At 37.9% G+C, this 21,994-nt stretch carries 24 protein-coding genes and 1 pseudogene; 10 read left to right on the forward strand and 15 right to left on the reverse strand.

Annotation, left to right across the window (positions count from 1 at the left end; all coding sequences use genetic code 11):
* Positions 1 to 228: 228 nt before the first annotated feature.
* Genes GQR55_RS09110 through GQR55_RS09120 form a run of 3 tightly spaced genes read right to left on the reverse strand, consistent with a single transcriptional unit; the run spans position 229 to position 2,334 of the window.
* A complete protein-coding gene (locus GQR55_RS09110) occupies positions 229 to 660 on the reverse strand; it encodes an acyl-CoA thioesterase (RefSeq protein ID WP_002960891.1) in 432 nt (143 codons plus the stop codon).
* A 5-nt stretch (positions 661 to 665) separates the two neighbouring features.
* Complete coding sequence (locus tag GQR55_RS09115; protein WP_166420330.1) at positions 666 to 1,484, reverse strand: M23 family metallopeptidase; 819 nt, start codon at positions 1,482 to 1,484, stop codon at positions 666 to 668.
* On the reverse strand, positions 1,477 to 2,334 hold the full coding sequence (locus GQR55_RS09120; protein ID WP_166420331.1) for a 6-carboxytetrahydropterin synthase: 858 nt from the start codon (positions 2,332 to 2,334) through the stop codon (positions 1,477 to 1,479). Before GQR55_RS09120 ends, GQR55_RS09115 begins: the two co-directional genes overlap by 8 nt.
* Before the next feature lie 203 nt (positions 2,335 to 2,537).
* Between GQR55_RS09120 and fabA the strand changes: the two genes are divergently transcribed.
* Positions 2,538 to 3,053, forward strand: coding sequence for a bifunctional 3-hydroxydecanoyl-ACP dehydratase/trans-2-decenoyl-ACP isomerase (fabA, locus tag GQR55_RS09125; RefSeq protein ID WP_007582756.1), 516 nt, complete (start codon positions 2,538 to 2,540; stop codon positions 3,051 to 3,053).
* Positions 3,054 to 3,154: 101 nt separating this feature from the next.
* On the opposite strand, the gene rmf is transcribed toward fabA, so the two are convergent.
* Positions 3,155 to 3,325: a ribosome modulation factor gene (rmf, locus tag GQR55_RS09130; protein WP_002960897.1), complete on the reverse strand. Its 171-nt coding sequence runs from the start codon at positions 3,323 to 3,325 to the stop codon at positions 3,155 to 3,157.
* A gap of 410 nt (positions 3,326 to 3,735) precedes the next feature.
* Here rmf and GQR55_RS09135 point away from each other — a divergent pair, with 410 nt between their 5' ends.
* The 3 genes from GQR55_RS09135 to GQR55_RS09145 all read left to right on the forward strand — a co-directional run bounded on the left by GQR55_RS09135 (position 3,736) and on the right by GQR55_RS09145 (position 5,902).
* On the forward strand, positions 3,736 to 4,371 hold the full coding sequence (locus GQR55_RS09135) for a TetR/AcrR family transcriptional regulator (RefSeq protein ID WP_165728614.1): 636 nt from the start codon (positions 3,736 to 3,738) through the stop codon (positions 4,369 to 4,371).
* Positions 4,372 to 4,420: 49 nt separating this feature from the next.
* Positions 4,421 to 5,413, forward strand: a complete 993-nt coding sequence (locus tag GQR55_RS09140) for an MDR family oxidoreductase (protein ID WP_166420332.1) — start codon at positions 4,421 to 4,423, stop codon at positions 5,411 to 5,413.
* 72 nt (positions 5,414 to 5,485) lie between these two features.
* A complete protein-coding gene (locus tag GQR55_RS09145) occupies positions 5,486 to 5,902 on the forward strand; it encodes a VF530 family protein (protein WP_007582761.1) in 417 nt (138 codons plus the stop codon).
* 102 nt (positions 5,903 to 6,004) lie between these two features.
* Here GQR55_RS09145 and GQR55_RS09150 read toward each other — a convergent pair whose 3' ends face one another.
* The gene (locus GQR55_RS09150; protein WP_166378937.1) at positions 6,005 to 6,436 is read right to left on the reverse strand and encodes a DUF3859 domain-containing protein; all 432 of its coding nucleotides are present in this window, start codon (positions 6,434 to 6,436) and stop codon (positions 6,005 to 6,007) included.
* Positions 6,437 to 6,642: 206 nt separating this feature from the next.
* Here GQR55_RS09150 and GQR55_RS09155 point away from each other — a divergent pair, with 206 nt between their 5' ends.
* A complete protein-coding gene (locus tag GQR55_RS09155) occupies positions 6,643 to 7,650 on the forward strand; it encodes a YHYH protein (RefSeq protein ID WP_166420333.1) in 1,008 nt (335 codons plus the stop codon).
* A 13-nt stretch (positions 7,651 to 7,663) separates the two neighbouring features.
* Positions 7,664 to 8,194, forward strand: coding sequence for a hypothetical protein (locus GQR55_RS09160; protein WP_166420334.1), 531 nt, complete (start codon positions 7,664 to 7,666; stop codon positions 8,192 to 8,194).
* Positions 8,195 to 8,300: 106 nt separating this feature from the next.
* Here the strand turns inward: GQR55_RS09160 and GQR55_RS09165 are convergent, their stop codons facing one another.
* The 3 genes from GQR55_RS09165 to GQR55_RS09175 form a co-directional block, all read right to left on the reverse strand.
* Positions 8,301 to 10,118: a serine/threonine protein kinase gene (locus GQR55_RS09165; RefSeq protein ID WP_166420335.1), complete on the reverse strand. Its 1,818-nt coding sequence runs from the start codon at positions 10,116 to 10,118 to the stop codon at positions 8,301 to 8,303.
* 199 nt (positions 10,119 to 10,317) lie between these two features.
* The gene (locus GQR55_RS09170; protein WP_166420336.1) at positions 10,318 to 10,767 is read right to left on the reverse strand and encodes a hypothetical protein; all 450 of its coding nucleotides are present in this window, start codon (positions 10,765 to 10,767) and stop codon (positions 10,318 to 10,320) included.
* Between the two features lie 267 nt (positions 10,768 to 11,034).
* Positions 11,035 to 11,694, reverse strand: coding sequence for an NAD(P)H-dependent oxidoreductase (locus tag GQR55_RS09175; protein WP_166420337.1), 660 nt, complete (start codon positions 11,692 to 11,694; stop codon positions 11,035 to 11,037).
* 267 nt (positions 11,695 to 11,961) lie between these two features.
* On the opposite strand from GQR55_RS09175, the gene GQR55_RS09180 reads away from it, so the two are divergent.
* Together GQR55_RS09180 and GQR55_RS09185 are read left to right on the forward strand one after the other, a co-directional pair.
* Positions 11,962 to 12,990 (forward strand): YHYH protein, encoded by a 1,029-nt coding sequence (locus tag GQR55_RS09180; protein ID WP_166420338.1) that lies wholly within the window; start codon positions 11,962 to 11,964, stop codon positions 12,988 to 12,990.
* A gap of 7 nt (positions 12,991 to 12,997) precedes the next feature.
* A complete protein-coding gene (locus GQR55_RS09185) occupies positions 12,998 to 13,366 on the forward strand; it encodes a hypothetical protein (protein ID WP_166420339.1) in 369 nt (122 codons plus the stop codon).
* A 231-nt stretch (positions 13,367 to 13,597) separates the two neighbouring features.
* On the opposite strand, the gene GQR55_RS09190 is transcribed toward GQR55_RS09185, so the two are convergent.
* From GQR55_RS09190 to GQR55_RS09205, 4 genes are all read right to left on the reverse strand, one after another.
* A complete protein-coding gene (locus tag GQR55_RS09190) occupies positions 13,598 to 14,401 on the reverse strand; it encodes a hypothetical protein (RefSeq protein ID WP_166420340.1) in 804 nt (267 codons plus the stop codon).
* 393 nt (positions 14,402 to 14,794) lie between these two features.
* Complete coding sequence (locus tag GQR55_RS09195; protein ID WP_166420341.1) at positions 14,795 to 15,031, reverse strand: hypothetical protein; 237 nt, start codon at positions 15,029 to 15,031, stop codon at positions 14,795 to 14,797.
* Positions 15,032 to 15,103: 72 nt separating this feature from the next.
* Complete coding sequence (locus GQR55_RS09200; RefSeq protein WP_166420342.1) at positions 15,104 to 16,117, reverse strand: DUF5924 family protein; 1,014 nt, start codon at positions 16,115 to 16,117, stop codon at positions 15,104 to 15,106.
* Positions 16,118 to 16,287: 170 nt separating this feature from the next.
* Positions 16,288 to 17,052, reverse strand: a complete 765-nt coding sequence (locus GQR55_RS09205; RefSeq protein WP_166420343.1) for an ATP-binding protein — start codon at positions 17,050 to 17,052, stop codon at positions 16,288 to 16,290.
* Positions 17,053 to 17,661: 609 nt separating this feature from the next.
* Here GQR55_RS09205 and GQR55_RS09210 point away from each other — a divergent pair.
* Together GQR55_RS09210 and GQR55_RS09215 are read left to right on the forward strand one after the other, a co-directional pair.
* A complete protein-coding gene (locus GQR55_RS09210; protein ID WP_166420344.1) occupies positions 17,662 to 18,639 on the forward strand; it encodes a DUF1852 domain-containing protein in 978 nt (325 codons plus the stop codon).
* A gap of 85 nt (positions 18,640 to 18,724) precedes the next feature.
* A complete protein-coding gene (locus GQR55_RS09215) occupies positions 18,725 to 19,759 on the forward strand; it encodes a methionine synthase (RefSeq protein WP_166420345.1) in 1,035 nt (344 codons plus the stop codon).
* Positions 19,760 to 19,902: 143 nt separating this feature from the next.
* Here GQR55_RS09215 and GQR55_RS09220 read toward each other — a convergent pair whose 3' ends face one another.
* From GQR55_RS09220 to GQR55_RS20185, 3 genes and pseudogenes are all read right to left on the reverse strand, one after another.
* A complete protein-coding gene (locus GQR55_RS09220) occupies positions 19,903 to 20,142 on the reverse strand; it encodes a hypothetical protein (RefSeq protein WP_240916838.1) in 240 nt (79 codons plus the stop codon).
* 116 nt (positions 20,143 to 20,258) lie between these two features.
* Complete coding sequence (locus GQR55_RS09225) at positions 20,259 to 20,810, reverse strand: cytochrome b (protein ID WP_166420346.1); 552 nt, start codon at positions 20,808 to 20,810, stop codon at positions 20,259 to 20,261.
* Positions 20,811 to 21,255: 445 nt separating this feature from the next.
* Positions 21,256 to 21,994: pseudogene (locus GQR55_RS20185) on the reverse strand (transposase); the annotation flags it as partial.

Below are 21,994 nucleotides of genomic sequence, written 5' to 3' on the forward strand. Positions count from 1 at the left end.
CTAAATGTAACTAAAAAGGTATGTTTAAAGCATGCCTTTTTTTGCTTCTAACAACTTTTATCCCTATTAGTTGGCCCCTTATTTTGATTAGTTTATTAGTAAATATTAACTGAGCTGTTGAGATTACATTTAATAAACATTTAGTATGATGTGTTCTTTGCTGGTTTTTATATAAGCACCAATTTAGGTGCTTATATAATTTCACTCTAGTGTCTTTAAAGCTTTAAATTAATCAAAACCATAAATCATTTTATCGCAGACTACCGGTGTTGGTCTGTGATTATCATCGACTGCAACAAACGTAAAGCTGCCACTGATGGCTGAATGCTTATCGTCTTTATGCATTGTTTCTAGCAATATATCTACATCAACTTTAAGGCTGGTGTTACCTACATGCACGACTTTAGCAATTAACTCTGCAAAAGTACCTGCTGGTATCGCTTCTTTAAAATCAACTCTATCTGAAGATATAGTTACCAAAGGCTTACGACAAAAACGAGTCGCCGCTATAAATGCCACTTCATCCATCCACGCCAGTGCATCACCACCAAATAAAGTATTGTGATGGTTAGTACGCCCTGGGAATACTGTTTTAGTTACCGATGTGGTTGAGTCTTCAATACGCTGAGCAATTATTGCATCGCGGTTTACGTCAGTCATAATCTCTACTTTTTGTTTGCTAATGTATCTTGCATTAGTAATGCAGGATCAAGGCGTTCGCCTTTCCAGTTAAAGCGCCAATCTAGATGAGGACCAGTTACGCGGCCTGTTGCACCAATTTCGGCTACTTTATTACCTTGAACTATTTTGTCGCCCAGTTTTACATCAAGCTTACTTAAATGGATGTAAGTTGAAGTAATACCGTGCCCGTGATCAATAATTAATGTACCGCCTGAGTAGTATAAATCAGGCTCTGCAAATACCACTGTACCACTAATCGGCGCATAAACAGGAGAACCTGTTTTATTGGCAATGTCTAAGCCAAAGTGCGGACGACGAGGCTCACCATTAAAATAACGTTGGCTGCCATAAACACCCGATATACGCCCTTCTGCAGGCTTTAACACAGGGTCTAAAAAGTACAGTAAATCAGAGTCAAATTCACGTGCTTTACGCACAGCAACTGCTTCGCGGCTTATACGTGCGCTAACTTCTTTTGGCGGTGAAACATATTTTTTAGCTACGCCGGTAATTTTATCAATTTTATATTCACGCTTGGTAATAGCTATCGGCTGAGAATGTGACTTGCCGCTGTTATCTACCCACTTTAAAGTATGGGTAGTGTCAGCGTCACGACCAAAACCAAATACAAAATCACCACTAGATGAAAGTTTTAACTCTTTGCCATCTAAGCTTACCGATTTAGCATTTTCAAGCTTACCTGTAACCAAGCCGCCTTGTGTTAAGTGCCCTTTTAACTCAAGCGCCATAGCACTAAAGCTAGTAGAGGCAATAAGTGCTGTTGCTAAAAGTGTTTTAAACATAGCTAATAGATCCTTTTCCAACACCTTCATAAGCGGTTACTTTTACTGCTTTTTCTGGGTATTGGGCTTTAATTTGACCAGCTACATGCTCAGCAATACATTCTACGGTTGTATCTACAGGTAAAATGTCGCAACGAGATTCGCTAATAGCCATTTCAAAATAGCCTTGTGCCGATGTATAGGCAAAGCATACATCACCCGCTTTGGCTGTTATGTGTTTTAAATCACTGCCGCTAATTTGATCTTCACTGGTGGCTAAGTAAATATCTTCCCACTTTTGAGACCATTCTTTTTGCAAGCGCGGCATAGAAATGCCATCAAGGCTAATACCAATTTGAGAACGATGCCCATGAATAATGCGTTGGCAATTACCGTCATGTTTTTTAAGGCCATGACTGTAATGATAGTAAAAGCTTTGGCTGTGTTCAGGCTTAAGAGACAGCTCAATTTTTTCAATGTTATCTGGGAGTTTTGGTAAAATAGTCGCAATTAAAAATTCAGTAACCGATTCAACCGTTACTTCGTCTGCGTTAATCATACAATAAGCTTGATGAGGGGCGCTCATAGCTAAGTGGTTGTTTTCACCAAATGTGCAGTCGAGTGTTTTATGCTCGTCAAATTCAGATACAGTGCCATTAAGGCCCGTAGGAATTGCTAATCGGTGATCAATACACTCATCTATAATGCCTTTAATTTGCTTTTTAACTAAACCAAAGTCTAAAACCATAGACTCTTCGTTAAGTTTACCGTGCAAAGTTAAATCAACAATCCAGCTCTCGCCAACGGCGCCGCGTTTGTTACATAAGTAAGAAAAATCAATCACAGTTAGTGAGTTAACAAAAAGGATCATAAACTTCCTTTAGACTGGTTATAAGACAGCATTAATTATAATGATTTCTGATTGTAATTGCGCGGTTTTATAGTGCAAAAACCAATCGCGTTGATTGATTGGTGATTTAATATGCAATATTTTGATTTTTTAACTGCTCCGAGTTGTTTAGCGTACAAGTGTACGCTAAAGTACTTGGTAATTTCTAAGCGAAGATAAGTGTTATGGAACCTAAAAATAGCTATACAAAAGAAGATTTGATCCTTTGTGGTCAAGGTGAAATGTTTGGTGAAGGCAACTGTCGTTTACCAAGTGACAACATGTTAATGATGGATCGCATTACCTCTATAACTGCTGATGGCGGAATACATGGTAAAGGCGAAATTGTTGCTGAGCTTGATATTGACCCTAGCCTTTGGTTTTTCGATTGTCATTTTAAAGGCGACCCAGTAATGCCAGGTTGTTTAGGCCTAGATGCTATGTGGCAACTAGTTGGCTTTTACTTAGGTTGGTCTGGTGGCCCAGGTCTTGGCCGTGCGCTGGGTGTGGGTGAAGTAAAATTTACTGGCCAAATTTTACCTACTAATAAAAAAGTAACTTATCGCCTTGTAATGAAACGCGTAATTAAACGTAAATTATTTATGGGCGTTGCCGATGGCACTGTAGAAGTAGACGGCCGAGTAATCTACGAAGCAAAAGATTTAAAAGTGGGCTTATTTCAAGACACTAGCGCGTTTTAATTACTTTAACTGAATCCTTAAAAATTTAGTTTTAAAAGTTAACGCACAAACAAAAAGGCCTCCAATGTGGAGGCCTTTTTGCTTAAATTCGATTATTGATCTTAGGTTTTGTACATGTTGCGGTTTTCAATCGCCTCACGCCACCCTCCTAACCACTCTGATTTGGGATCTACTTGTTGATAAGGGCATAGCTCTTTTGAGCGACCTGCTAAACCTGCTTTAAAACCTTGAGAATGAGCTCTTTCTAAACGATCTCTTTTCTGTCTCTTCATCGGTAATATCCTCACCTTTTTATTTATATATTGTGTAGCATTAGTGAAATCTACATTTAATGAATAGTTAATAAAAATGTAAAATTCAAATCGTAAAAGCAATTAAATTGTTTGACTTTAACTAAGCTGCTGATGCAAAAATGAATTAACATTTAAAAAAGTAAGTGGTCATACAACATTTAATTTGACCGGTTTTATGCTAAATAAAATGCGACTCAATAATCGCTAAAATGTACTTAAGTACATAATTTACGACCTGTGTATTTTGACTAAGTTCCAAACAAAAATGTAATCGTGACACTTTTATTTCTGTTATTTTAAATTAGTAGCCCGCCCCTAAATTTGAACTATTTTTAAACAATTTAAATTTATACTTGATTATTTAAAGTCGATCGGTCTAATATATGCCTATGAACAAAAATACATCAACACCAATACGACGTGGTCGCCCACCCAAAATAGCCAGAGAGAACGCCGATACAAAAGCGTTACTTATTCGCACGGGCCTAGAAACCCTAACTGAATTTGGTTTTAGCGCCACGGGGCTCGATACTATTTTAAAAAAAGCGGCTGTACCCAAAGGCTCTTTTTATCATTACTTTAAAAGTAAAGAAGCCTACGGCATTGCGTTAGTTGATGCATACGACAATTATTTTATTGCCAAACTTACCCATTACTTACAGCAAGAAGATGTTCCCCCACTTGAGCGAATCGTTAATTTTACCCAAAGCGCCATTAAAGGGATGAAAAAATACGATTACAAACGTGGCTGTTTAGTTGGTAACTTAAACCAAGAACTTAACCATTTAAGTGAAGAATTTAAAACCAGATTAATGCAAAGCTACACCGCATGGCAAAACCATGTAGAAGTTTGCTTAAATCAAGCTAAGCAACAAGGCACTATTGCAAGCCATGTAAACACACAATTAATGAGTGAGTACTTTTGGATTGGTTGGGAAGGTGCAGTTATGCGTGCCAAGCTCACTAAATCAAATACCCCACTTACTTTGTATACAGAAATGTTTTTACGCGCATTATTAACCTAGTGCGTTTTTATTTACCAATTAAAAGACGATCGGTCTAAAAGGATATCCCATGAGTAACCCAATTAAAGCCATTGTTATTAATAAAGAAGATAATAACTACAGCGCCTCATTATCGACTATCGAAAGTAGTGATTTACCAAACGAAAATGTATCTATTGACGTGCTATACAGCACACTTAACTATAAAGATGGTTTAGCAATTACTGGTAAAGGCCCCGTTGTACGCAGTTTTCCTATGGTGCCGGGCATAGATTTAGTGGGCACTGTTACACATTCCACCAGCGATGAATTTAAAGGTGGCGATAACGTAATATTAAATGGCTTTGGTGTAGGCGAAAAACATTGGGGTGGACTTGCTCAAAAAGCGGCACTTAGTAGCAATTGGCTAATCCCCCTACCTGCTGGTATTTCACCTAAACAAGCTATGCAAATTGGTACAGCCGGTTATACCGCCATGCTAAGTGTGATAGCTCTTGAAAAACAAGGCATTACTCCAGAGTCTGGCGAAATACTGGTAACCGGTGCTAATGGTGGCGTGGGTAGCTTTGCTATTTATTTATTAAATCAACTTGGGTTTAACGTTACGGCGGCAACAGGTCGATTAGATCAAAGTGAATATTTAAAAGAGCTTGGCGCTTCACACGTAATTGATCGAAATGAGCTTTCAAACCCGGGTAAGCCTTTGCAAAAAGAGCGTTTTGCAGCGGCAATAGATTCGGTAGGCAGCCATACACTGGCAAATATTTGTGCATCATTAAAATATGGAGGTGTAGTAACAGCATGCGGACTTGCACAAGGTATGGATTTACCAGGATCAGTTGCGCCATTTATATTACGTGGTGTATCTCTTATAGGGATTGATAGCGTAATGCGCCCTAAAGCCGACAGAATTGAAGCATGGGATCGTTTAGCTAAATTAGTAAGCGCTGATTATTTAGATAAAATTTCGACAGAAATTACGCTTGATCAAGTAATTGATAACGCAGAGCAACTTATGGAAGGTAAAATTCGTGGTCGTGTTGTAGTTAATTGCCAAAGTTAAGCTATTTACTCTGTTAAAGCCTCGTTATTAAATTTATAATGCAATTTGTATTTTAATAATGAGGCAACACCTATGAGCAACCAAGAACTTTTCAGTAATAACCCACTGCAAGGCGTAAAATTAGAACAAGTGGTTGAAGAGCTGGTTGAACAATACGGGTGGGAACTCCTACACGCTTATTTACAACTTAACTGCTTTAAAAATAATCCTGATGTTAAGTCTGCGGTTAAATTTTTACGTAAAACACAATGGGCACAAGAAAAAGTAGATAACTTTTACCTTTATCGTCTTAAAAACTTACCTAAGCCTGATGATGTGCAATACGAATTACCGCCACGAGATCGCGTTATCCCCGCTGATCATAAACCTGGTGAGCCGTGTGAACTTAGTTTTGTTGATGCTAAACGTATTGTAGAGAAAAAAGAATCTAAGCAACGTGCTCGCGATCGTAAACAGCGTTCTAATTCTAGTAACCCTTGGGGTAACTAAAAACTTATTAATTTAAGGTTGAAGAGCTGTTTATAAATAGCTCTTCGACTATTTTCTCATTAACTTCAATTATATCCGCGTCACATAGCCAATAAATAACAATTAGTACCCTCGGTTTTTCCAAAAATCTGTTTCAGTGCGCTCTGCCTCTAATGCCACATTAAAAGTTTTATCAGCAATGATTTTTCCATTTAGTTCAATCGTCATTCGCCAATCACCCAATTTATTTTCTATTGGCAGCCAAAGTGTATCGCCTAAATAAAAGTTCCAATCACTGTTTTTAACGTATACATCGCCTTCAAAAGGGTCCATCACATCACCGTTACTACTTGGAATATCAGGATGGTAAATACAATAATGAAGCTTTTCGCCTTTACCTTTTTTGATATTTACGATTAAGCCAAACTCAATATCTACCTCAGCTATTACATTTGTTGTAAATTGCTCTATTTGTGGCAACGCTTTACTTTCACTATCCCACTTAGAGTAAATACCGTGACTTTGTAACGTCACTACAGGTTTTGTTTTAGCCATTAAGGTAGCCTTTTATGTTAGCTATTTTGGCATTAGTTTAACTTTTTGAAATTTTAAAATAAAACACAATCTCATAAAGTTAAATCTCAACTTAGCTTTAATACTCCGCCTATTTACATAATTGCTAATTTGTCATCATTGTTTACACACTATTTGCACAATTGCTGATTATTGTTTGAGTAACTTAATTGATCAGGTAGGCAGCAATGAAACAATACGCACTTAATAATAAAAATCGAAATAGGATAAATGCTTTAAAGCTCACTTCTCTTGCTTTAATTGTTTCATCGTTAGTTGCATGTGGAGGTGGAGAAGGCATAGATGATAGCTTAGCAACTACAGAAAGCTCATCACAAACCACTACAGATAATGGCACAGGTACCAGCAGTTCAACCCAAAGTGTACTTTGTGAATATAGCTACAGTGAATATAACGAGTCAGAGTCAGTACAAGCCACCAGCGCTGCAGATTGGTCATGCACAGGAACTACACGCGACTTAGTAGCTAATGGCATACCCGATCACGAAGTAGGCACATTCCCTAATGCTGACAATCCAAATACTATTTCTGAACAATCAGTAAATGAAAGCTACACACTTGAGCCTATAGAAACAACACAAGCAACCATGCTTGGTGGTCCTCGTGGAATGATAGGCGTTGTACTTAATGGCATTAAAATAGACGCTGGTACAGGCGGAAGTTGTGATGATTCTGGCACCGATTGCGATTTAGGCGACAATAGCGGCAACTGGAATATAGAAGCCCTAAGCCAAGACACGTTTAGTTTTGGAACAGACGACAACAATGCACATGTACAACCAGATGGCACATATCACTATCATGGTATGCCAGAAGGCTTTGTAGCAATGCGAGGTGGCAATAGCACCACTATGACTCTAATAGGCTGGGCAGCAGATGGCTTTCCTATATATGCACGTTACGGCTATTCAGACTCAAGTGATGCAACTTCAGCCCTAACCGCAATGACCGGTAGCTACCAACATATAACAACCGTAAGCGCAAACCGCCCTTCTACCGATATATACCCATTAGGTACATTTGCACAAGATTGGGAATACGTAGCAGGCTCTGGTGATTTAGATGAATGTAATGGCCGCGTTGGTGTAACGCCTGAGTTTCCTGATGGGATATACCACTACTACGCAACAGACACTTACCCGTTTTTTCAACGCTGTGTTAAAGGCGAAGTTTAGTTAGGAGTAAGCTATGCCTTATATAAAAAGAGGTCTACTGAGTATGACTACTTTGGGTTTGTTGATTATGCCAAATTTAGCAAACGCGCATTTAATGGTTGCAGATCACGGTACGCTGAATTTTGTTGATAATAACGTGTTTATTGTGCTTTCAATCCCTATGTCGGCTTTTAAAGGGGTTGATGAAGATAAGGATGGCAAAGTATCAATAGTTGAGTTTAATGCTCATAAAAAACAAATAAGTAAGCGAGTTAAAAAGAACGTTTATTTAGCAGATCATCAGTATAAATTTACTATTGACGGACTTTTGCTAAACCCAGAAGCGTCGCATACACATAAAAGCGACAATATAGACCAAGTAACCATTACTGGGCGCTACTCTTTGCCCAGTAAATTAACCAAAGTTAACTTTAACGTTAAGCTATTTAGTAACAATGAGCACAAGCAGCATTATCAAATAACAGCGACTAATAAAACGCAAAAGCTAACTCATCAATTTAAGCTATCACCAACGTCGCCCTTTAGTAAGGTGTTTAATAATTAGTAATACTTACCTAAATAATTAAGTGGCAAAGAGTACAAGTTAAACCAATTTGTGCTCTTTTTTATCTTTGTCTTCTTATTTAATACTCTTTAGTGAAGGGCTTTTTCTATAAAGGTACAAGCTTGGGATTTTTAGGAAAGTAATGCTCTTCTTGCTGCTCACATAAACTAAACTCACGGGTGTTTTTATATGGGAGTTTCATAAAGCCCGCGACACCAACGTCCGTAATATTTACCGCGTATTGCATAAGTTTATTAAGTAAACGTTTAAACTCAACCTCTTTACTCGAATCGAGTAAACGGTAGTAATGGTGAATCTTCATTCTGTCGGGCAGTGCTTCAAAAATAATACACCCCGTATGATGAATTTGGTTAAGCTCAAATACGCACTTAATAACTTTTTTAGGTAGCTGTAGTTGCTCATCAGGGTCTTTACCGTCTTCAAAGTATGAATGCGGGCGGGTTATGTCGTTTGCCTTCATGCTTACAACTTCGTATTCAAGCTCTGGTAGGCTATCAAACTTAAATGCACCCGTGCCATCTCGCTCTAGTTGAATGGTTTTACGGGCATCAAACAAACAACACTTAAATAACCCTTTTTGATTAATCGCTTGCGCAAGCATCACCGTGTTATTAATCGCATCACTAAACGCATCACCCAATGATTCGTCATGCATAATTAAAGACGATTCAACAAACATCGACTCATCCTTCCAATGAAAACTAAGCCCACCAACAACAGGGTACTTAGCTAATCGGCTTATTGATGCTAAAAATGCTTTTTCGGTATCGCCTGTATCAAACAAAAACTCTTTATAATAACGGTCAAGTTGCGCGTCGTTTATATCGAGTAATTGTTGATTATGATCGGCTTGGCGTAAAAACTGTTTTCGTGAACTATATACAACCGTGTCGGGTTGCTCGGCCTTGCCATACCAAAAAGGAATATCTGCTTTTTTTTGCTTTTTATCAAGCTCAGGTAAATACGCTTTAGCCATAATTGTAATATTACGCATAAAGTAATCACCGGCACCATCACGTTGTGCCTTACTTTTAGAAAGCATACCATCAATCACTTTAGCCAGCTCTTTTGGGAGCCCTAAGCTGCTTGCAGGGATGGCTTGTGCACCAAAGCGACACGACTGCGCCGACGCTAGCGCATACAACGTTGCGGCTACACCTTGTTCATCAAATCGTGGGGATGATTGCTCCCCCGACATTTGTGCTTCACCAATAAAGTACACATCGCCCATACGAGCATTCGTTGTACTTAAATCGCCCGACATTAAATCCATAAAGTTACTCGCAACAGGGTTACCATCGCTATCGAGCTGTGCATACACAGAGCTTCCCCAATCCACTAACGAGAGCTCATCAGTGTTTGCATCCCAAACAAGGTTTGAAGGCTTTATATCGCCATGCACTATAGGTTGTGGGCTAATGCCGTTTTTGTGGCTGCGTAAATCAATTAATACATTACGTAACCTAACAGCTAGCGCCATTATTTGCGCGGCACTAAAGCGCCCTGTTTTAAGCGATACTTTTTCCAGATCCTCTCCAATGGCGCGCGCCATCATTAAAATCCCTTGTTTTTTAATTCGCTCGAATGCATAAAAGGTAGGCACTAAGGGGTTATTAATTTGCGAAAGCATATACGCTTCGTCTTCTAGGCGGTCACGTACACTTTGGGCAAGCGTAATACGCGAAAACTTAAATACCCAAGGTAAGCCGTTATCGTCATCACCTGCAAACACAAAACCAAAAGCACCCGAGCCAATCATTTCAACGTTTTTGTAGCCCAGCAGTGTTAGCTGCTTAATACAAATATTAAGCCACTGGCGGTGTTTTTTAGCATCGCGGTGCGAAAGCAAATAAACAGATTGCTCTTCGTTGATATAAAAATTGCGGATTTCTTTGGCTTTCAATACAGGTACTCAAACTTATAAAACTAACCAATTATTAGTTTTATGTAATGAGATTACAATAGGTTAAATAAGAGTTTTGAAATCGTGGAATAAAACAGCGCTAAAGTAGCGCCATAGCAGTAAATTTAAGTGTAAACGTTAAAGCTCAAAGTAAGCTTTTTACAATGCACTGTATATAAATACAGTGCATTGCTTTTTGCTAACTTTCAATAAAACGAAGCTGCTTAATTGATGACACAGCTATGTGCGTTTGATAATAATATTTATTAGTGGCTCTACCACGGCTCATAAAATCGATAGTTACTCGTTTAGCTTCGCCTGTTACTTCTATTGTTTTATCAATAAAAAAGGTGTCTGCTGGTTGTCCGTATTTACTTTGAAGCTCTGCTACTACATTAGGCGGTATTGATATCGTAATAGAACGTCTATCTCGATAATCAGTTTCGGTATTTAAATACAACCAACTCCCCTGAGCCCCCGCCGCTTTAATATGAAACTGGTAAGTGCCAGCAACACCCTTTGGTGCACTTTGCTCAGTTAAAGCGATAAGGTTCATATTTCCAGCCGTACTTTGGCTCATTTCAATTTTATGGGGAACAGAACTACATGCACTAAGCGTTAGCACACTTAGTAAGGCTAGATATTTCAAGACACAATTTCCTTGTTTTTTACACCAATTCGCATAATTAGGTAATCTATTTTGAGACAAGAAAATCGTGTTGATAACAAAGCAAAAATTTCGTTATTGAGTTGTTCTATATCAAAAATTTTTAATGCAGTTAGCGATTTAATCCCTTAAATTGATTAACTATTATTGAAAATTGGTATTATGCATTATTAAAAATATGTAGCGTTAATGATACCACTTTATGCAGCCATGTTTCTATAATCAATCGAAACAATTAGTTAGCGGGTATTAAGGTGCATTGCGCTGAGAAGGAGCTGTTTTAAAGCTTTTTAGTAAACTTTGCGGGTCAACCACCTCGGTATGCTTTTTAGCAGCCTGCGCCCACCATATTAGTTGGCTAAACGTGCGTGAGAAATAATTAAACCACGATGATTGACTCTCTCCTGCAACAGGTTTGCCATCCTCACTAAACACATCTTGCGCTTTTGGCACGTGGATCATCGCCGATACCGGCAAACAGCCAAGTTCAGATAAAAACGTGCGCATACTAATGGCCGCTCTTACACCACCCCACTGTCCTGCTGAGTAAGTTACTATTGCACTTGGTTTATACGAGAACAGTGAGCTACCAAAATGATTAAGTAAGTCAGCGAGGGCTGGACTCATGCTGTGATTGTACTCAGGGCTAATCATTATATATCCATCTGCGGCTTTAATTTTATCAGCTAATAGAGTGAGTTCTGTAGGTGCATTACTTTTAGCGTATGCAAAGTGTGGTTTAAATACGTTTTCGCTAGGAAAGTCCAACGTATCAATTAGCTCAAACTCATGATCGCCAAAATGCTCTGTTAAGCATTCTATACAAGCACTAGAAACCCTTAAACCTAAGCGAGCAGGCTTTGGTGGTGTACTATCGCGTACCGTGCCTAAAAATACTAAAAACTTCATATGTAATTCTCAACTGTATTTGAACGATAGCTAAACACTAACATTTTTAGTTATTGTGTATTACACATACGCATTATTTATTGATTCAAAACACAATAATAATTAAATTTAAAACTGAAATTTAAAACTGAAATTTAGCAACAACCGCGCCGTTAAACATATTTCATCGTGTGTTAAATTCACTCGTTTGCATACTTTTTACACATTTGGCCAGTAATATGCCACAGTATAAGTACACCAAAACCTATACCGAAAAGGATACAAGTAATGGGTTTAAAAAATTATAGCGCATGTGCAATCATTGTTACCGCAACAGCTTTAACTCTAAGTGGTTGCAACGACTCATCTACTAACAAAAATACCGAGCAAGTCAGTAGCCCACACAGTGAGCCGCAAAAAGCGAATCAATCAATAAACCTATCTATGTTCAAACAAGAGGCTTTTATTACAGAGCCTAAAATTGTTGATTGTGAAACCCAGCAAGGTACTAAAACAACCTGTTATGAGTTTACTACATCAGGTGCACCCGCAGGCAGAGAGCCTGGCCCATTTTGCCCTCGCAGCACAACAGACGGAGCTGATGTATCAGGTACTTGGCTTGATAAACAAGGTAAAGGAGAGCTAGTCGACTTAACTGGCGACTTTATTCTTAAGCTAGATGAATACTACGGCGATGAAAAATGGGTATTGTATGACGCAAAAACAAATAAAGTTCGTTATACAGCAACAAAAGAATCTTGCTCAGGTGCTGCACGCCCAGATGTAGAAGAGCAATACAAACAAAATTGTATTGAATGCGAGCTATCTTATTTAGAAGATAACTTTTCGCTTACATATTTAATTCCGACTACACCCATAGTGAGTAAAAAATCCAGCCGATTACATACCGTGGGCATAGCGCTTGATGGTACTGAACTTTCAGGCCCTGCACCTATAAATGCTATTTTAGGCAGTTATACGATTGCAGCATTTGACGACTGCGGTGGGCATATTAACCTGCACCAAGGTTATCACTATCATTCAACAACAGGATGTACCAATTCAGCTCAAACTACTGACGGACACGCCCCTTTAATAGGTTATGCCGTTGACGGTTACGGTATTTACGCAATGAAAGATGCACAAGGCAATGAAGAGTCACTCGACGAATGCCGTGGTATAACAGATGAAACCAGAGGCTATCATTATCATGCTGCCAGCCCGAGCGAAAATTTGTTTATTGGCTGCCTTCATGGTGAGTCAGTAAGAGCAGCAGGTGGCCCGCCGCCAGGCAATAAACCACCACCAAAGCATTGAGAAAATTATGACTATTAAATATAAGTCACTGTTTGTTTTACTTGCTCCTTCATTATTACTTTTAAGTGGTTATGCGGCAGCACATTCTCAGCCACTTAATCAAATAGCAGTGAAAGCATGCTTTGAAAAGCAAAAGTCACAATCGTGTCAGTATCAGGGTGGGCATAACGACTTATATATAGGAAGCTGCCAATATATGGCTGATGACTTAATGTGTGTTCGTAACCAACCCATTCAAAAAGTTGATAACAAAGAAAGTAAAACGAATGACAGCAATGACAGCCACGAACCTAAAATAAGCAGCATAATAGTAGTTTATAAATTAATAGTTAAGAGTTGTGGGTTTTTTATTATACCAATTCGCTTAATTAAGTGATCTATTTTGAGGGTAGAAAAACGTGTTGATAGCTAGGCAAAAAATTCGCTATTTGGTTGTTCTCGGCAATTGCTCCTGCATTGCTCTTCCTTCTGCATCCATGCAGTCGTAAATGAAAGTTTTTTAACACAGGTAGCGACACGTTTAGCCCCGCAAAATGATTAAGTATTATTGCAGATTGGTATTAGGTGCAGTAAATTTACTGCACCTAATTAATTTAAACTGTTTCGATTAGTATTGATAACTTAGCCCTACACCACCCCAAAATATATTTCGAAGTGTCTCGTCACCTACAAAGCGTTTTTCATCTTTATTAACGGCAATGCTATAGCTTGTATATGTGTATAAGGCTAACTGATTAAAAAGCTGATACGACAAGTTTGCAGTAAACTTTACGTTGTTAATTCCGTTGTGCCCATCATTAACATACCCCGCATTAAACCCCACGCCCGATTGAATATCTACTGATAGTAAATCGTTAATATAAAAATCTTTTTTTACTGCCAGCTCCAAAAATGTACCGCTGGCATCAAATGAATGATAAACACTACTTAACAACTGAATATCGTCTGCATAAAAATACGCAACGTCGAGGCTTAGCTCATTATCGTGAGCATCAATGCCTTCTTCACGAGCTTTAATATAGTTATAACCTACATACATCTCTATCCGCTCAGATAAGTGAGCGGTATAAATAGCATTTAAATTAAGCTCTGAATAATCACTACTAATACCTTTTGCCGCCCAAGGGATCACCGCAAAGTTTTTATAATTAAACTCAGTAGCAATTGATGTAATACCATTACCGGCAAGGTTATCTCGACCTTCGGTTACATATCGGCTTTCCCATAATGGGTGGATATGTAAATCAAACTCTTTATTTTTATAATTTACGTCAGTATTGGTATGCTTAATATTTCCGCCTACGCCCACTTCAAGCTCTTGATAGTGCTCTTGTGTTTTTGCTTGTGCGTAAGCTGTATTTGCTCCCGCTAGAGTCGTAATAACAAATACATATTTTAAATAGTGAGTCATTTATTAAGTCCAAAACCATCATAAATGGTAAAAAGTGGCGCATAGTATTGTTATAAAACGTGTTAGTGCAATAAATGGATGCACATTTATTGTTTTATTTATTAGATTTGAAGTATTTACTAAGTATTACCCATAAACTACAAGTTGCAATTAGCTCGGATTTCAACCAACAAACCAAAGCTATATACGCACCGAGCAATGCTCTAGCTGGTACTTAATTTAATAGTTAAAATGATAGTTATAGTACTCACGGTGAGGTGTTCCCTATTGCAAAACAGGAAAAGTATAAGTAGGAAGTGTAAAAAAGTGCGATAAAGGGGAAAACTATAAGCAGCAATAATTCATTAAGCTGCTTATTATTCTTAAAATAATTAACCTAATTTGTTAGCCAGTTTAGTGACTTAAATAAGCCATAAGGGCAATAAGTGCAACATAAAAACAAAAACCTAATAAGAAGATTAAGTCGACTCTTTTAGCTTTACTCGCTTTATACGATGCAAAATCTTTAAACTCGCTATTATACAGTCCAAACGTAACCACTTTTAATAGCAGCCAACCGGTCGAGTAAAATAAAAAGCTTAAACCAGTATCAACTATTAGCCAAATAAAAACCTCAAATGCAATGCTCATAACCTATCTCTATTAATTTGGAATACAAAAACTATATCAGCTATGTGTTTAAAATACAGCCGGCTTAGCTAACTAAGGTGTAACAGTAAATTTCGTTAAACCTATTAACTGGCCTGATTCGGTAACTACTTTTACCTGCCACTTACCAACAGAGTTGCTAGGAAAATTTACCTTGTGGGTCCATGCTCTGTAACCTAGCTCTCTCCCGCCGTTTATATTTAATGTAATTCGATCAACTTCCTTTTTATTATGTATCCATACATGTAATATTTTTTCATTTAAGCCTCTTGGCGCTTTAACAGCTGTCCAACTATATAAACCTTGATGGTGCAGTGTATAAGAGTCTAACTGCTTAATGCTCCCTACTGGCTTTTTATGTTGTAAATCAACCTCATGAGCTAACGTAATATCGGTTAATCGCAGTGCTGCGGGAGGCACATAACTTCTTAATTGCCACACAGCAGTGCTCAAAGTACATAAAATCAATACAAGAATAGGAAAACGCCACCAGCGTGCATTTGGCATTAAATTGTTTAAACTCGGAAGAGTAACCACTACAGCCGTTACAAGGGCTGCGGCTAAGCTTTGGCTTGTTGTAAGGTTTAATAAAATAGGTAAGGTAACAAGCAACACAACGAATAAAGCAAAGTTATGAAACACACTAAATAGCGTACGGTTTTTAGCAAGCTTCTTATAATAAAAAGGGTCAATTACCGATATAAGTGCACACAAAGCAATAAGGGAGGTAAAAATAGCTTGAGGATGATCCCACTGCGTAACCGCTAAAAAAAACGGCAAAGCAAAAAATAGGCTTTCTTGTTGCACCATTTGCAGAGCAAAACGCATTACATTAGGAGATACCGCCACACCAAACTTTTCTTCTACTTTGTCACGTAGCCAATTATCAATAATTAGCCACAACCAACTAACAAGCAAAAATATGGCAATAAATTGCGAAAAAGACTCTTTTCTATCTACCAGTGCAAAGCTAGCAAAACCTGACAAAAATGACATCACAGCCAATAATCCAGGCCGCTTTTGCATTGCGTTTATAAACTTAGCTATTATATTTTTACAGTAATCCATGTATGAGTGTTTCCGTACGGGTATGTACTTTATTATTTTTATTCAGAATACGATTAGTTTAACCAAGCTTAAATGAACAGCAGATAGATGGGCTTAAAACTAGCTATTTAACAGTTGATTATAAAAACAGCGATTAAATAGCATTATCCTAAAAAGCAGGTTGTTTTTACTTATTTAAGCTCAGCGCAGTTAAATAAAAGATCGGCATAGCGGTCCATTGGTACATTTATTAATTTTTGTAACGCGTGAGCTTTGGCCAGTAACTCATCCTGATTAATTGAAGGCATTGTATTATTAAAAGCAAAAACAATTTTATTGCCGCCTTCAATAACAAAACTAAGAATTTCTCCTGCAAACTCTTTATCAAGCAGTTGGTCAAATACCTCTCTTTGCCCAACTTTGGTATGGCAAATATTAAGGACGAGTACACCATCAAAAGTGAGCGCATTTTTACAATCACGTAAGTAGGATGATTGCACCTGATCTGATTCCATCCCTTCTGAGCTATATAAGTCAGAAAAAATAACATCCGTTTTAATCTGCGTGTTTTTCATATAGTTTGCCGCATCATCAATATGAATAAACAAACGTTCTGACACAGGGACTTCAAAATATTTTATAGCCATATCAGCAACGGCTTTACGGTATTCAACCGTATGTATAGTCAATGCAGGAAACGCATGATAAAGACTTTTTGCTATAGAGCCCGCCCCAAGTCCCATTATCATCGCGGTTTTTAAGTGCGGAATAAAAAAAAGCGCAGCCATCATAGCTTGCGTATAAGCTAAGCTTAACCCGTTAATATTATTTAATTTAATACAGCTTTGATAAATTTTCCCGTCAAAGCTGAGAATAAGGTTCTTTTTTGTTTGATATACATAAACCGGGCCATGCTCATCAATAGTTGATGCAATACAAGTGCCTTTGATATCCACGAATACTCGATAGGTGAGGTGATGAAAAACGAGTATAACTTACTTAACGTACTGGCATTGCTATTAATATGATTTATGGCGCCTTTATTAATACTTAAGCTGCTATGCAGTTATTAAGAAGTTTATTTACTTTTTTAAGATTAGCTAAAGTAGCTACTTTTATAGCTAACTTAAGCTTAAATAGTCATGACATTTACTATAAACAACGATGTAAAATGCTTAAAAATTAGCTAATACACTGTTTTAACGATAAAAAACTCCTCTGAATATTCCTCATGTTTAACATGAATAAAATAAACATTAATTACATGGCAGTCTAAACGGCTAAACATCCATACTTTATTTTTATCGATTTGTGCCTTTTTCTCATCAATTACTACGTAATCACATCTAACAATGGTGATTAATGAATATGACTCATGTTTTATGTGAAATTAAACCGTTTTTCTTCATATACCAATCAACGTATAAATTACTCATCCCTTAGCGCTAAACACTATTACTAACAACTTAAAGCCGCTGAATAACAAAACCAGCTAAGTAAGTTGCAAGGCTAATAAAGCGCAGAGCATCAATCAGGTTTAAATTATAAAATTGGATATAAACACGATGAAAAAAGATTTTACATTTAATATTAAGAGCGTTTCACTCGACGAAAATTATCATCCATCAACTAATACGCGTATCACAACCAACTTTGCTAATTTAGCCAGAGGTGAATACCGCCAAGCAAACTTGCGTAACGCCTTAAACATGATTAACAACCGTTTTAATGCCCTAGCCCATTGGGATAACACCAAAGGTGAGCGTTATGCTGTTGAGCTTGAAATTGTCTCTGTTGAGATAGGTATTGAAGATGGCTGCGAAAGCTTTCCCTCAATCGAAATATTAAAAACAAATATTGTTGACCATAAAACAAATAAGCGTATTGAAGGCATTGTAGGAAACAACTTTTCATCGTATGTGCGCGACTACGACTTTAGCGTACTCCTACAAGAGCACAATAAAGGCAAGCCTCAATTTAGTATTCCAGATGACTTTGGGGTTTTACATGGCAAGCTATTTCAGTCATTCGTAAATTCGGATACATACAAACAAAACTTTAAAAAACCACCGGTTATATGCCTAAGCGTGTCAGATAACAAAACCTACAACCGCACCGAAAACCAACATCCGGTACTTGGTGTTGAATACGAGCCAAATGAATCGTCTTTAACTGAGCAATACTTCAAAAAAATGGGCTTGCAGGTACGTTACTTTATGCCATTAAATAGCGCCGCGCCTTTAGCATTGTTTTTCTTTGGTGACTTACTTAATGATTACAGCAACCTTGAGCTTATTAGCACCATTAGTACAATGGAAACGTTTCAAAAAATATACAGACCAGAGATTTATAATGCCAATGCAACAGCGGGTAAATCATATAAACCAAACTTAAAAAACTTGGATCATTCACTAACGCAAATTGTGTATGACCGAGAAGAGCGCGGCAAGTTAGCAAACGAGCAAGGCAAGTTTGCACAAGAGCATTTTATCAAGCCGTACCAAACGGTTCTTGAGAAATTCTCTACTAGCTATCTTTCATAACACTTGATAGTAACGACCAATAACAACTAAAAATAGCGCGTTTAACGCTACGTTTAAAATCACCTAAAATACGGCATTATTTATTATGAAAAAATTACTACCTACCTCTACCGCTGGCAGTTTACCTAAACCTTTATGGCTTGCAGAGCCAGAAACACTTTGGTCACCTTGGAAATTACAAGGTGATGAATTAACCCAAGGCAAACACGACGCCCTACGCTTGTCGTTATTCGACCAGCAACAAGCAGGCATTGATATTGTTAGCGATGGCGAGCAAACAAGGCAGCATTTTGTAACTACATTCATTGAGCACCTAAATGGCGTTGACTTTGAAAAACGCAAAACAGTAAAAATTAGAGACCGATACGATGCAAGCGTACCCACCGTTGTGGGCCCTGTGAGCCGTCAAAAATCTGTGTTTGTTGAAGACGCTAAATTTTTACGCAAACAAACCAAACAACCAATAAAATGGGCATTGCCAGGTCCAATGACAATGATTGACACGCTTTATGACGACCACTATAAAAGCCGCGAAAAACTAGCGTGGGAATTTGCCATAATTCTTAACCAAGAAGCAAAAGAGTTAGAAGCCGCAGGCGTTGATATCATCCAATTTGATGAGCCCGCATTTAATGTATTTTTTGATGAAGTAAACGACTGGGGAATTGCCTGTTTAGAGCGCGCAATTGAAGGGCTTAAATGCGAAACCGCCGTTCATATTTGCTATGGCTACGGCATTAAAGCCAATACAGATTGGAAAAAAACACTCGGCAATGAATGGCGGCAGTACGAAGAGGCATTTCCTAAGCTTCAGCAATCTAATATCGATATTATTTCACTAGAGTGCCATAACTCTCATGTGCCAATGGATTTACTAGAACTCATTCGCGGTAAAAAAGTAATGGTAGGCGCAATTGATGTAGCAAACCATACTATCGAAACGCCAGAGGAAGTAGCTAATACGCTACGTAAAGCACTGCAATTTGTAGATGCCGATAAACTTTACCCGTGTACAAACTGCGGCATGGCTCCCCTACCTCACCATATCGCTAACGGCAAACTAAATGCCTTAAGTGCTGGGGCTGAAATTATAAGAAAAGAGTTATTAGATAAGAACTAAAAAAGTAGCTTTAAAATACAAATTGTAAACGATTAAAGCTGGCGCATCATGTCATGATCAAACCTATAAACATGGTGCGCTAGTTAAAATTTACTAAAAAACAATGTTTAGGTTAGATACTTAATTTTTTTCATTAAAAAGCTCTAGCCTGTTTTTTGAAAAATCGATAACAGCTTGGTATTGAATAAAAAGGGAGACCCTAATAAGCCATGTACTCCCTTTTCACCACCTGCAATCTGAACATGGTCAAGATTAAGTGATACAAAATCAGGACTCTCAAATAAGGCATTTCCTAATTCTATTGAATGAACTTCTATATCGCCCATAGCGTGCTTGGAAGTACCCATGTTGTTGATAATATCGAGAGCATTAGAAAGCTGCATAAAAAATCCAAATTCGTCAAAAGAATTCGGATTCTTACATACCTAAAAGATCGTTCAAGTGCTATTAACTATTTCTTAAATGATCGGCATTAGAGACTGTGTCTCCCTTTTTACTTTTATTTTTTAGGTAAACACATTCGCGATACCGTATTATCAGCCAAAATATAATGATGAAACAAAGCCGCAGCTGCATGTAAACCTATTACGTAATACCCTACTTCCCCTGCGGTCTCATGTATCTCTTTAATACTTTTAGCAAGCTCGTTGTTTTGAGCAGCCAAAGCAGGCAATTCTAAACCAAAAAACGGAATAGGTTTACCCGCCATACTCAATATTAACCAACCCGCAATTGGCATAGCAAACATAAAAACATACAGCGCAAGGTGTACACATTTAGCTAATGTATTTTGCCATTTTGCAGGCTCAGGTTTTATCGCAGGTTCCGCGCCACCCACTACACGCGCAACTAACCTCACACTGACTAAAACTAAAACCGATAACCCCAACATAAAATGCCACATTTTAAAGGCATCACGCGTTTCAGTGCCTTTTTCAAATAATTCACGTAGCTCAATACTGCCGTAAACAGTGACAATTAAAATAAGCATAAGCCAATGTAAGGCAATAGAGAGTGTATTGTAATGAGTTGTTGTGTTTTTAAAGTTCATAATGCCTCTTTAAATAAAAGAAACGCATTTGAGTTAAATGCCCACTCTATGCGTAATTAATATGAAGTATCAAGTTAACCTGTAATCACCCACGTTTTAATGATCTAAAACATAAATTTATTACTTTTAATCCAAGATATTGTTTAGGGCTTGGGTATTAGCATAAGTGAGTAAACTTAAAATAAACTTACGTACTTCATTGAAATTAAATAGCAGTCATAAATACCAAACTACCAAACTAGACAGCCACGCTAATTGAACAAACAAAACTGCGCCACTAAATTTGCTCTTCATGTTCAGAGTTTATCTTTTATTACTGGGTCACTTTCATTTCATCTAATAAATAAGTCATCAGCATTCTTAAACCTGAATTACACGCATGAAAATAACTGCAAAATTGCAGTTTTAACATTTTACTGAATGGTTTTACTGAGTAGCTTAAGTTTTATGCGAGTAGCTTTTCGCAATTGCTAATATTTGATCGCCGTTTACGCTTTAAATTTTCACAGTAACTTGCTTGTGAAGTGGGTCTGCCTACTGCACCATGAAATACGCGCGTAAATTGCGTAGTGAGTTTTAGCCAGTTCTCTGGAGAGATATTAAGCCTTTCTAGCAAATGAAGGTTCATATTATCAATGTGCCCGCGTTTATCCTCTCTTATTATTCGCCCTGTTAACTCAACAAGTTCAAGGTACGATTTAAGCTCAAACGGCAGCCCTTTAGGCATAATCTGACGAGGCATACCAGCAAAGCGTAGTACTGTTTTGGTTGTTTACCTTCTGCCGCGCATGTTAAACGATTTTGTACACTGGTATGGTCTGATTCTTCTGGTGTATTAGCCATTTTAGCTCTAATGGGATTTAAATCGACATAGGCCATACAGGCTGCAAGTGCTGCTTCATCTAGTAATGCTTGCGATTTGAATCTACCCTCCCACAAAGTTGTATGGAACAACTTTGAACGCCTTAGGCGGCCCGAAGGGTGAGCGCCATAGATGACAGCGAATAAAATCGTCCTGTGCAGCTATCTTCTTTGTTTGCTCTGCGAGCAATATCTTCATTTAATAGCCGCATAAACCAGCTGATACTTGCTAAGCGTTCGCGGTATTGTTTAACCGTTTGATTGAAAAAGATGAGTTCAACTTTACTTAGCTTTTCACCTTGTACATATTTTTGCGTTAACAC

Source organism: Pseudoalteromonas sp. Z1A8, assembly GCF_011378855.1.
Lineage (GTDB): Bacteria > Pseudomonadota > Gammaproteobacteria > Enterobacterales > Alteromonadaceae > Pseudoalteromonas.